The sequence below is a fragment of the Belnapia sp. genome (genome assembly GCF_059504005.1).
On record NZ_JCACHU010000134.1, the window covers coordinates 62,439 to 74,263 of the forward strand.

Here is an 11,825-nt window from a genome sequence, read left to right on the forward strand (position 1 = left end):
GAGGCGGCGGCGGCCTTGCGCGGCGGGCGAGGGGGCGCCATCACGGCGCGAACGGAGGCGATCATGGACGCGGGCTGGCAGTTCTGGATCGATCGCGGCGGCACCTTCACCGACATCGTCGCCCGCGACCCCTCTGGCCGCCTCACCACGGCGAAGCTGCTGTCCGAGAATCCCGGCCGCTACCGCGACGCCGCCGTCGCCGGCATCCGCCAGATCCTCGGCACCGCCCCGGATGCGCCGATCCCGCCTGGGGTGATCGAGGCGGTGAAGATGGGCACCACCGTCGCCACCAACGCGCTGCTCGAGCGCAAGGGCGAGCGCGTGCTGCTGCTGGTGAACCGCGGCTTCGCCGACATGCTCCGCATCGGCAACCAGGCCCGTCCCCGCCTCTTCGACCTCGCCGTGCGGCTGCCCGATCTGCTGCATGAGCGCGTCGCCGAGATCGGCGGCCGCATCGCCGTCTCGGGCGAGGAGCTGGAGCCGCTCGACGAGGCCGCCGCCCGCGCCGCGCTCGACGCCGCCCATGCCGAGGGCATCCGCGCCGTCGCCATCGTGCTGATGCATGCCTGGGCGCATCCGCAGCACGAGCTCCGCCTCGGCGAGATCGCGCGCGAGGTCGGCTTCCCGCAGGTCTCGCTTAGCCACCAGGCCAGCCCGCTCCCGCGCATCGTCCCCCGCGGCGACACGACGGTGGTGGATGCCTACCTTTCCCCCATCCTCCGCCGCTATGTCGAGCAGGTCTCGGGCGAGTTGCCGGGCGTGCGACTCTACTTCATGCAGTCCAACGGCGGCCTTGCCGAAGCCGGCCATTTCCAGGGCAAGGATGCCATCCTCTCCGGCCCTGCCGGCGGCATCGTCGGTGCCGCGCGCACCGCCGGCATGGCCGGCCTCGACCGCATCATCGGCTTCGACATGGGCGGCACCTCCACCGACGTCGCCCTCTATGCCGGCGAGTTCGAGCGCGCCTTCGAGACGCTGGTCGCCGGCGTGCGGATGCGCGCGCCGATGATGGCAATCAACACGGTCGCCGCCGGCGGCGGCTCCATCCTCGCCTTCGACGGCGCCCGCTACCGCGTCGGGCCGGAGAGCGCCGGCGCCGTGCCCGGCCCCGCCTGCTACCGCCGCGGCGGCCCGCTCACCGTGACCGACGCCAATGTCATGGTCGGCAAGATCCAGCCGCAGCATTTCCCGCCGATCTTCGGCCCGAACGCCGACCAGCCGCTCGACGCCGATGTGGTGCGGGAGAAATTCGCCGCCCTCGCCGCCGAGATCGGCGCCGCGACCGGCGAGGCGCCGGAGCCCCGCGCCGTCGCGGAAGGCTTCCTCCGCGTTGCCGTCGCCAACATGGCGAACGCCATCAAGCAGGTCTCCATCCAGAAGGGCCATGACGTCACCCGCCACGCGCTGCAATGCTTCGGCGGCGCCGGCGGCCAGCATGCCTGCCTCGTCGCCGACGAGCTCGGCATGGAGACCGTCTTCATCCACCCCTTCGCCGGCGTGCTATCCGCCTATGGCATGGGCCTCGCCGACCAGACGGTGATCCGCGAGGCCGCCGTCGAGGCCCCGCTCACGCCCGATTCGATGACGAGCCTCGCCAGCACCCTCGACCGCCTCGCCGAGGAAGGCCGCGCCGAACTGCTGCGCCAGGGCGCCGAGGCCGACCGCATCGCCGCAGCCCGCCGCCTGCACCTGCGCTATGCCGGCACCGACAGCTTCCTCCCCGTCCCCTTCGGCGAGCATGCCGCGCTGGTCGAAGCCTTTACCGCCGCCCATCGCGCCCGCTTCGGCTTCGCCACGCCCGAGCGGCAGGTCGTCGTCGAAGCCTGCATCGCCGAGGTCACCGCCGCCGGCGAATCCGTCGAGGAGGCGAAGCTCGCCACCCGCTCCCCCGGCGAGGCGATTCGGACGCTCGACACCGTCTCCCTCTTCGCCGCCGGCGCCGAGCACGCCGCTCCCGTCTACGACCGCGAGTCGCTGCTCGCCGGCGACCGCCTGCCCGGCCCCGCCCTGATCCGCGAGGCCAATGCGACGACGGTGGTCGAGCCCGGCTGGACCGCCGAACTCACCCCGCTCAACCACCTCATCCTCCGCCGCACCACCCCGCGCGAAGCGACGCATGCCGAGGTCACCGGCCGCCCCGACCCGGTGATGCTGGAGCTGTTCAACAACCTCTTCATGTCCATCGCCGAGCAGACCGGCGCCGTTCTGCAGAACACCTCGCTCAGCGTGAACATCAAGGAGCGGCTCGACTTCTCCTGCGCCATCTTCGACGCGACCGGCGGGCTGGTCGCCAACGCCCCCCACGTCCCCGTCCATCTCGGCGCCATGGGCGAGAGCGTCTGCACCGTCATCCGCCTGCGCGGCAAGACGCTCCGCCCGGGCGACGTGGTGGCGCTGAACAACCCCTATAACGGCGGCACCCACCTGCCGGACATCACCGTCGTCACCCCCGTCTTCGACGCGGCGGGACAGGAGATCCTGTTCTTCCTCGGCAGCCGCGGCCACCATGCCGATATCGGCGGCCTGACGCCCGGCTCCACGCCCCCGCTCTCCCGCACGCTGGAGGAGGAGGGCGTCGTCATCGACGACTTCCTGCTGGTCGAGCAGGGCCGCTTCCGGGAGGCCGAGTTCCGTGCCCTCCTCGCCTCGGCGCGCTACCCGGCGCGCAGCCCGGACGTGAACGTCGCCGACATCAAGGCGCAGGTCGCCGCCAACGAGAAGGGCGTGCAGGAGCTGCAGCGCGCCGTCCGCGAGCAGGGGCTGGGTACCGTCCGCGCCTATATGCGCCACGTCATGGACAATGCGGAGGAGAGCGTCCGCCGCGTCCTCGCCCGCCTGCAGGATGGCGAGTTCCGCACCACCACCGATGACGGCACGCCCCTCGTCGTCGCCGTCCGCGTCGACCGCGAGGGGCGCCGCGCCGTCATCGACTTCACCGGCACCGGCCCGCAGCGCCCGTCCAACTTCAACGCCCCCGCCGCCGTCTGCCGCGCCGTCGTGCTCTATTGCTTCCGCGCCCTGGTCGGCGAGGACATCCCGCTCAACGACGGCTGCCTCAAGCCGCTCGAGATCCTCGTCCCCTCCGGCACCTTCCTCTCGCCCTTGCCCGGCGCCGCCGTCGTCGCCGGCAATACGGAGGTCAGCCAGATGACCTGCAACGCGCTGCTGGCCGCGCTCGGCGCCTGCGCCTCCGCCCAGGCAACCATGAACAACGTGATTTTCGGCGACGACCTCTATCAGTACTATGAAACGGTCTGCGGCGGCGTCGGTGCCGGCCCTGGATTCGACGGCTGGGGCCCGGTGCAGACCCATATGACCAACACCCGCATGACCGACCCGGAGATCCTGGAGCTCCGCTACCCCGTCCGGCTCGAGGAATTCGCCATCCGCCGCGGCTCCGGCGGCGCGGGCCGTTGGCGCGGCGGCGACGGCGCCCGGCGGCGCATCCGCTTCCTGCGCCCGATGCAGGCGATCGTCGTCGCCTCCCGCCGCAACGTCGCCCCGCATGGCATGGCGGGCGGCGCCGACGGCCAGCCCGGCCGCCAATGGGTCGAGCGCGCCGATGGCCGCATCGAGCCGATCCCCGGCAACAGCGGCAGCGCCGAGCTCGCCGCCGGCGATGCGCTGGTGGTGGAGACGCCGGGCGGCGGCGGCTGGGGCCAAAGCGCGGGGAAGGCGGCTTGAGGCCACCGCCTGCCCCCGGCTGATGCGCCGCCTCACGGCCATCCTCCTGCCGCTGCTGGCGCTGCTCGGCGCCGCGCTCTGGGTCGGCCCCCGCCTGCTGGACTGGGAGCCCTACCGCGCGCGCCTGGCCGACATCGCCAGCACCCAGCTCGGCCGCCCGGTGACGCTCGGCGGCCGCATCACCCTCACCCTGCTGCCCCAGCCGCGCGTCGAAGCCGCCGCCGTCGCCATCGGCTCCAACGATGACGGCCTCGCCATCACGGCGCGGGCCATGCGCCTCCGCCTCGACCTCGCCAGCCTGCTCTCCGGCCGGCTGGAGCCGCGCGAGATCGCGCTCGTCGGCGGCGAGATCACCATGCCCTGGCCGCCCATCGCGCTCCCGAGCCTCCGCCCGCCGCCCTGGCTCTCCGCCCTCGATGCCCGGCTCGAGGATTGCCGCCTGAAGCTCGGCGGCCTGCAATTCGAGGCGCTGAACGCCCGCTTCCAGACCGGCGCCGCCGCCGAGGCGCTGACCGCCGAGGGCACGCTCGCCTGGCGCGGCTATGCCATCCGCTTCGCCGGCCAACTCGGCCGCGCCGGCTTCGACGGCGTCGCCCCGCTCGACCTCTCCCTCGTCCTGGCCGGCTCGACGCTGACCGCCCGCGGCGTCCTCGCCCCGGACGGCTTCGACGGGCGGATGGAATCCGCCGGCCCCGACCTCTCGGTCCTGCTGCCCGCGCCGCCCGTCGCCTTCCGCGCCGCCGGCCGCCTCACCGTCGCGGCCGACCTCTTCGCCGCCGACGACCTTTCCATCGACCTGGCCGGCCAGCCCGCCCGCGGCGCCGCCACCCTCCGCCTCGCGCCCGAGCCCCGGCTCGACGTGGCGCTTGCCGCCAGCCGGCTCGACATGGAGGCCTGGTTCGCCGCCCTCCGCCTCACCCGCGGCACCACCCGCGCGCTGCCGCTCCCGGTCAGCATCGACCTCTCGGCCGAGGCGACCGGCTTCGGCGGCATCCCGCTGCGGCGCCTGCGCGGCGGCTTCTTCCTCGAGGGCGACCGGCTGACCCTCTCCGACGTCTCCGCCCTGCTCCCCGGCGAGATGGAGCTGGAGGTCGCCGGCGCCACCGCCGGCCCGCGCATGGAACTCGCCCTCCGCTTCGCCGGCCGGGCGCTGCGCGAGACGCTGACCGCCCTCGGCCTGCCGCTCGCCGGTACCGACCCCGCGCGCCTGCACTCCGCAGAGGGCCGCCTCCGCCTCGCCCTCGAGAACGGCCAGGCCACCCTCTCCGACATCGCCGCCACCGTGGACGAGACGCGCGTCACCGGCGCCGGCTCGCTCCGCCTCGGCGGGGCGCGGCCGCAGATCGGCCTCGGCCTCACCCTCGACCGGCTCGACCTCGACGGGCTGTTGCCCGACCCGGCCGGCCTCGGGGGCATCGACCTCAACCTCCGCCTCGCCGCCGACCTCCTGCGCTGGGACCAGCTCGCCGCCGAGCGCGCCACTCTCGACGCCACGATCGAGGAGGGCCGGCTCGTCCTCCGCCGCCTCGCCCTCCGCCTCGGCGAGCTGGACCTCGCCGCCTCCGGCACCGCCCGCATCGGCCCCTCGCTCCGGCTCTCCGACGCGACGCTGGAGGCGAGCGGCCCCAATGCCACCGTCCTCGGCCCGCTCCTGCCCCCCGGCTGGGCGCCGCTGCTGGCCGAGCCCGTCGCCCTCCGCCTCGCCGGCAGCGGGCCGCCCGAGGCCTTCGCGCTCCGGGCCGAGGGCGATCTCGGCAGCCTCCGCATCGAGACGGCGGCGACGCTCGACGCCCGCGCCCGCCGCGCCGCCGGCACGCTGACGCTGCGCCATCCCGGCGCCCCGCGCCTGCTCGCCCCGCTGCTCGGCGCCGACCTGGCGGACTGGCTGGGGGAGGGGTCCTTCTCGCTGATCGCCACCCTGGCCGGCCAGCTCGGCGGGTCCCCGGCCGGGCCGGTGGCGCTGGCCGCCGACCGGCTCGACCTCGTCGCCGGCACGCTCCGCCTGCGCAGCCAGCTCGCCCTGGCGCTGGCCGGGCCGCGCCCGCGCCTCACCGGCCGCATCGCCGCCGAGCGCCTGCCCCTGCCGATGCCCGCGCTGCGCGGCGCCCCCCCCCTCGGCCTCGACCGCCTCTCGCTGCTCGATGCCGAGCTCGCGGTCGAGGCCGCCCGGCTGGAACCCCTCGGCTGGACCCCGCTCGAAGCCGTCTCCACCGCGCTGAAGCTGGAGGCCGGCACCCTCCGCCTCGACAACCTCCAGGCGCGGCTGGCCGGCGGCACCCTCCGCGGCAGCCTCCTGGCCGAGGGCGGCGCCAGCCCGCCCCGCCTCGCCCTCGACCTGGCGCTCGCCGGCGCCGCGATCGGCGAGCCGCTCTTCGACCTGCCCCTCGACCTCGGCGCCGGGCGGGTGGAGGCCGAGGCCAGCCTCCGCGCCACCGGCCACAGCATGGCGGCGCTGACCGCCACGCTCGGCGGCCAGGCCGCGCTGACGGTCCGTGACGGGGTGCTGATCGGCGCCGACCTCGCCGCGCTTCAGGCCGCGGCCGCCGCGCCGGCGCCCGACCAGGCCCTCCGCGCCGCGCTCGCCGGCGGCGGCGCCACCGCCTTCGAGCGGCTGGAGGCGAAGGCGAGCCTCGCCGAAGGGCGCATTGCCCTGACGTCCGCCGGCCTCACGACCGAAGGCGGCGGCGCCGCGACGGCGGGCGGCACGATCGACCTCGCCCGCCTCGCCCTCGACCTCCGCCTCGCCACTCGCCCCGTCGCCGAGGCGCCGGAGATCGCGCTCCGCCTCACCGGCCCGCTGGCCGCGCCCCGCCGCCTGCCGGAGCTGGCGCCCTTCCTGCTCTGGCGGGCAGCACAGCCCTGACAGGGCCTGCCTTGATCGAGTGCCGGTTTCGATCTTGAAGGGGCCTCGCCAAGGCTGCCCGAAAGGGGTCTGTCCGGAACCCGCCAACCCAGCCACACTGCGTTGTGACACCTGTCGAGGACCTGCCATGCCATCCCGTGACGGCGCCCTGACCCGTGCGGCCCGCTTCTTCGACGAGGGCGGCTTCCGCGCGCTGCTCGCCCGGCTGGTCGAGATCCCCTCCACCTCGCAGGAGCCGGGCGCCGAGGCGGCGCTCGAGACCTACCTGACTGATGGCATCCGCCCCTGGCTGGAGCGCATGGGCTTCAGCGCCACCCTCCACCCCAACCCGCTGCCCGGCTTCGGCCCCATCCTCTCCGCCGAGCGGATCGAGGATGCGGCACGCCCCACCATCCTCCTCTACGGCCATGGCGACACCGTCCGCGGCCTCGAGGACCAGTGGCGCCGGGGCCTCGCGCCCTGGTCGCTCACCGAGGAGGAGGGCCGCTGGTACGGCCGCGGCACCGCCGACAACAAGGGCCAGCACGCCCTCAACCTCGCCGCGCTGGAGGCGGTGCTCGCCGAGCGCGGCGGCCGCCTCGGCTTCAACGTCAAGCTCGTCCTCGAGATGGCCGAGGAGCGCGGCAGCCGGGGCCTCCGCGAATTCGTCGCGGCAAATGCCGAGGCGCTGGCCGCCGATGCGTTGATCGCCTCCGACGGCCCCCGCGTCGATCCCGCCGTGCCGACCATCGCCACCGGCACCCGCGGCACCTGGCACTTCGATCTCGTCGTGAAGCTGCGCGAGGGCGGCGTGCATTCCGGCCATTGGGGCGGGCTGACCACCGACCCGGCGATCATCCTCGCCCATGCGCTCTCCACCATCATGGACCGCAACGGCAAGATCCTGGTGCGCGACTGGCTGCCCCGCAACGGCGTCCCCGCCGCCGTGCGCGGCGTGCTCGCCGGCTGCCCGGTCGGCGGCGGGGAGGGGGCCGCCACCGTCGACGAGGGCTGGGGCGAGCCCGACCTGACCCCGGCCGAGAAGATCTATGGCTGGAACAGCCTCATCGTCCTCTCGATGATCAGCGGCCGGCCAGAGAACCCGGTGAACGCCGTCGCCCCCGATGCCCGCGCCCATTGCCAGATCCGCTACACCGTCGATTCCGACACCGCCGGCTTCGAGGCCGCGCTCCGCCACCATCTCGACGCCCATGGGCTGGAGCAGGTGCGGATCGAGAATGCCGGCATCCGCATGGCCGCGAGCCGCACCGCCCCCGACCACCCCTGGGTCCGCTGGGCGCAGGCGAGCATGGAGCGCAGCCTCGGCAAGTCCGTGCAGATCATCCCCAACAGCTCGGGCGGTCTGCCGGGCGACGTCTTCGTCGACCATCTCGGCGTGCCGCTGGTCTGGGTGCCGCACAGCTACAATGGCTGCAAGCAGCACGGCCCGGACGAGCACCTGCTGATCGCCCCGGCGCGCGAGGGCCTACTCGCCTTCGCCGGATTGTGGTGGGACCTGGGCGAGGATGGCACGCCCAGCCGCAAATGAAACTCTTCCTAACCAAAGGCGTCATGCGCGGGTTACATGCCCCGGCGAAGCTCCCCCGAGCCACCTATGGCCTGAAGGAGTACCCATGAGGACGATCCGTTCGGCACTGCTCGGGACCGCGCTGGCCGCCGTCGCCCTGCCGGCCCTCGCCCAGCCCGCCCCGCCGCCCGCCCGCGGCCCCGCCGGCATGTTCGCCCGCCTCGACGCCAATGGCGACGGCCGCATCACCCAGGAGGAGGGCTGGTCCTTTCTCCAGGCCCGCTTCGCCGAGGCCGACCGCAACAAGGACGGCGCCCTGGTGCTGGAGGAGGCGACCACCGCCCGCCTGATGCCGCCGCCAGCCCCGGGCGGCAACCCGCCCCCGCCGCCGCCCGAGATCGGCCCTATGCAGGCACGCATGGTGGCGATGATGTTCCGCGCCGCGGATGCCAACCGCGACGGCCGTGTGACGCTCGACGAGATCCGCCCCATGGCCGAGGCCCGCTTCCGCGCCGCCGATGCCAATGGCGACAACGGCATCACCCTCGACGAACTGCCCGCCCGCCCGCGCCACCACGGCCAGCATCACGGCGGCCCGCATCACGGCCGGCCGGACGCCCCGCCGCCGGCACGCTGATGGAAGGGGGCAGGGCGACGGCGCGCCTGCGCCAGGACCTCGCCGCTGCCGGCCCCGACCTCTGGCTGCGCGATGCTTGCGCAGCCGCGGCGCTGCTCCCCGCCTCTCCCTCACCCGCCGATGCCGAAGGGCTGGTGCGCCTCGACCTCCGCATCAGCCATGGCCGCATCGCCGGCCTCGCCCCCCTCGGCACCGCCCCCGCCGGGCCGAGCCTCGAGGGCGGCCAGGTCTGGCCCGGCCTGGTCGACGGGCACACCCATCTCGACAAGGGCCAGATCTGGCCGCGCAGCCCCAACCCCGGCGGCGACTTCCCCGGCGCCCTCGCCGCGGCCGCCGCCGACCGCGCCTGCTGGACCGAGGCCGGGATCGAGGCCCGCTTCGCCTTCGGCCTCCGTTGCGCCGAGGCGCATGGCACGGTTGCCATCCGCACCCATCTGGAAACCCCCGCCTCCTGGCGCGTCTTCCGCCGGCTGCGCGAGACCTGGGCCGGCCGCATCGCCCTCCAGGCCAGCTCCATCGCCCCGCTGGAAGACTTCGACGGCGAGCAAGGCAGGGCGCTCGCCGACCTGGTCGCCGCCGAGGGCGGCGCGCTCGGCATGGTGACGCGCCTTGCGGGCGGCATCGCCGACCCGCTGCCGACCGATTTCCAGCCCCGGCTCGACGCCTTCTTCGCCCTCGCCGAGGCCCGCGGCCTCGACCTCGACCTGCATGTCGACGAGAGCGGCGAGGCCGGCGCCCGGGCGCTGCGCGAGATCGCGGCCACCGCGCTGCGCCGCCGCTTCCCCCACCGCATCCAGTGCGGCCATTGCTGCTCGCTCGCCCTGCAGCCCGAGACGCATGTGCGGGAGACCCTCCGCCTCTGCGCCGAGGCCGGCCTCGCCGTCATCGTCCTGCCGATGTGCAACCTCTACCTGCAGGACCGCGCCCCCGGCCGCACGCCGCGCTGGCGCGGGGTGACGCTGGTGCATGAGATGCGGGCCGCCGGCATCCCTGTCTCGGTCGCCTCCGACAACACGCGCGACCCGTTCCTCGCCTATGGCGACCTCGACATGGTGGAGGTCTACCGCGAGGCCACGCGCATCCTCCATCTCGACCATCCGGTGGCCGACTGGCCCCGCGCCGCGACCGCGACGCCCGCCTCGGTCATGCGCCTGGCGGAGGCCGGCCTGCTCCGCGAGGGCGATCCGGCGGACCTCATCCTCTTCCGCGCCCGGTCCTGGTCGGAATGGCTGAGCCGCCCGCAATCGGACCGCATCCTCCTCCGCGGCGGGCGGCTGCTGGAGGCGGCGCTGCCCGACTGGCGCGAGCTGGACGGGATGCAGGGCTGAGGCAGGCTTCGATCAGGCTGAAACACCTGATCGGAGCTACTTGCCTGACCAGGCAACACGCTAGGGCGGATCGCCGCAGGACGCCGGCGCCGCCTGCGGGCCTGCCCACGAGCCGCGCGGAGGGAACACTAGACCCGCGGCATCCCCTGCACCGGCCCGCCGCCCTTGCGCGAGCCCTCGGCCGACAGCTCCAGCCAGGCCTCCACCATCAGCCCGCCGATGACGAAGATGCCCCAGAGCGGCAGGCTCAGCAGCACCGCGACCAGGGCGGAGGAGGGCCAGTGCGCATCCGGCGGCAGGCCGAACAATCCGAGCACCGGGGCCGGCATCACCTTCATCAGCACATGCACCGGAAAGGCCATCAGCCGGACGAAGATCAGCGCCAGCTCCTGCAGGCTCAGCATCCCGTCGGCGTTGAGGTCCCAGCCCTCGCGCACCACGGTATAAAGCGCGCCCAATATCGCGCATGTATTGAGAAGGGCGCATCGCCAGTGGATCGCCGTCCGGGATCGGGTTGCTGCCCTCATGCCCCGGACCATGGCGAAGATTGCCACCCTCCGGCAAGGGGTCTTTTCCCATAAGGACGGGCGTGACTCATCAACCGCGCGCCATAAGGCCGGACCGGACCGCGCCGGGGGCCCCGCGGGCTGCCGAATGCTTGACCGGGCGGCGCTCCGACACCAAACCTCCGGCCGGGCCGCGGCCCCGCTACACGCTTTGGCGACGACAGGGTTTCCGGCTTCCGGGCCGCCTTCGCCGCCCCTACAGAAACAGTCCGGGCGGGCCGCAAGGGCTGCCCGGCCCATGCTGAGAGGTTGCTGTGCGCCCAGAAGGACCGGCCGAAGGCGCCGCCTTGCCCGCGACGGACGGCTCCGCGGCGATGCCGCCCAAGCTGCTCGACTTCCAGCCCGCCTTCGAGGCCGTGCTGCCGCCCGACTGGGCGCTGATCGGCCGCTGCCGCGCCGGCGAGGCCAGCCAAGCCGCTCATGGCACGACGGGCGGCGGCTGCTTCGTCCTGGCGCATGCCGAGATCGGGGTCGCCCTGGTCGACCTGCTGCCCATCCGCACGCCGCAGGCCGAGGCGCATCTCCGCCGCCTGCTGAACGCCGTCGACTTCTCCTCGCACTGCCGCGGCTACCTGCCGGTCATCCAGTGCGAGGTGACGCGCGAGGAGCTGGGCGGCCTCCGCGCCCGGATCGAGGACGCCTTCGCCTATGACCAGGTGCTGACCATTGCCGATCGCGGCCGCTGGGTCGGCGTGCTGCGCCGGACCCTGCAGGCCAGCGTGACCTGGGAGGCGCTGGACGGCCCGCTGCCCGAACCCGCCCCGGCCGGCGCCTGGCGCCCCCGGATGGCGCCGCCGGCCGCGCGCCTCCTGCGGGCCGGGTTGCTCGGCTGCGGGGCGCTCGGCCTCTTCGGCCTCGGCTTCATCACCGCGCTGCTGATGCCGGCCGAGCCCGTCGCCTCGCGGCCCGGCCAGGGCACCGGCTTCGGCGTCGTCGCCGAGGTCGAAAGCCCGCCGCCCGACCCCGCGCCGCGACAGGCGGCGGTGGAGCCGCCCCCCACGGCGGTGGCCGCCGCCATCCTCCCCGCGGCGGCGCCCGAGCCCCGCCCCGCCGAGCTGGCGGAAGCCGCCCCCCCGGCGCCCGAGGCGCATCCGGTCGCCGCCGCCCGCCGCCCCGCCCGCCTGCCGCTGCCGATCGACCGCCGTTGCAGCGAGGCCGTCTTCCGGTTCCAGCAGGGCGCCAGCCTCACCGCGCAGGAGATGGCGCATGTCCGCCAGGGCTGCGCCTCGCTGCGGTAGCG

General features: G+C 74.7%; 7 protein-coding genes. 6 read left to right on the plus strand and 1 reads right to left on the minus strand.

Annotated features, from left to right (window positions below; translation table 11 throughout):
* Window positions 1–63 precede the first annotated feature (63 nt).
* From AC5JJ1_RS18110 to AC5JJ1_RS18130, 5 genes are all read left to right on the plus strand, one after another.
* Window positions 64–3,684 carry a hydantoinase B/oxoprolinase family protein gene (locus tag AC5JJ1_RS18110; protein ID WP_495786504.1) on the plus strand — a complete coding sequence of 1,207 codons (3,621 nt, stop codon included), beginning with the start codon at window positions 64–66 and terminating at the stop codon, window positions 3,682–3,684.
* A 22-nt stretch (window positions 3,685–3,706) separates the two neighbouring features.
* On the plus strand, window positions 3,707–6,547 hold the full coding sequence (locus tag AC5JJ1_RS18115; RefSeq protein WP_495786505.1) for an AsmA family protein: 2,841 nt from the start codon (window positions 3,707–3,709) through the stop codon (window positions 6,545–6,547).
* 127 nt (window positions 6,548–6,674) lie between these two features.
* Window positions 6,675–8,075, plus strand: a complete 1,401-nt coding sequence (locus AC5JJ1_RS18120) for a M20/M25/M40 family metallo-hydrolase (protein WP_495786506.1) — start codon at window positions 6,675–6,677, stop codon at window positions 8,073–8,075.
* A gap of 85 nt (window positions 8,076–8,160) precedes the next feature.
* Complete coding sequence (locus tag AC5JJ1_RS18125; RefSeq protein ID WP_495786507.1) at window positions 8,161–8,691, plus strand: EF-hand domain-containing protein; 531 nt, start codon at window positions 8,161–8,163, stop codon at window positions 8,689–8,691.
* On the plus strand, window positions 8,691–10,019 hold the full coding sequence (locus AC5JJ1_RS18130) for a cytosine deaminase (protein WP_495786508.1): 1,329 nt from the start codon (window positions 8,691–8,693) through the stop codon (window positions 10,017–10,019). The genes AC5JJ1_RS18125 and AC5JJ1_RS18130 overlap by 1 nt, the downstream gene beginning before the upstream one ends.
* A gap of 128 nt (window positions 10,020–10,147) precedes the next feature.
* On the opposite strand, the gene AC5JJ1_RS18135 is transcribed toward AC5JJ1_RS18130, so the two are convergent.
* Entirely contained in the window at window positions 10,148–10,477 is a 330-nt protein-coding gene (locus tag AC5JJ1_RS18135) for a hypothetical protein (protein WP_495786509.1), read from the minus strand.
* 395 nt (window positions 10,478–10,872) lie between these two features.
* On the opposite strand from AC5JJ1_RS18135, the gene AC5JJ1_RS18140 reads away from it, so the two are divergent.
* A complete protein-coding gene (locus AC5JJ1_RS18140) occupies window positions 10,873–11,823 on the plus strand; it encodes a hypothetical protein (RefSeq protein ID WP_495786510.1) in 951 nt (316 codons plus the stop codon).
* The last annotated feature ends 2 nt before the right edge of the window (window positions 11,824–11,825 follow it).

Coding starts and splice junctions, on each gene's coding strand:
- AC5JJ1_RS18125 (WP_495786507.1), top strand. CDS start 8,161: ATGAGGACGATCCGTTCGGCACTGCTCGGGACCGCGCTGGCCGCCGTC.
- AC5JJ1_RS18120 (WP_495786506.1), top strand. CDS start 6,675: ATGCCATCCCGTGACGGCGCCCTGACCCGTGCGGCCCGCTTCTTCGAC.
- AC5JJ1_RS18110 (WP_495786504.1), top strand. CDS start 64: ATGGACGCGGGCTGGCAGTTCTGGATCGATCGCGGCGGCACCTTCACC.
- AC5JJ1_RS18115 (WP_495786505.1), top strand. CDS start 3,707: ATGCGCCGCCTCACGGCCATCCTCCTGCCGCTGCTGGCGCTGCTCGGC.
- AC5JJ1_RS18130 (WP_495786508.1), top strand. CDS start 8,691: ATGGAAGGGGGCAGGGCGACGGCGCGCCTGCGCCAGGACCTCGCCGCT.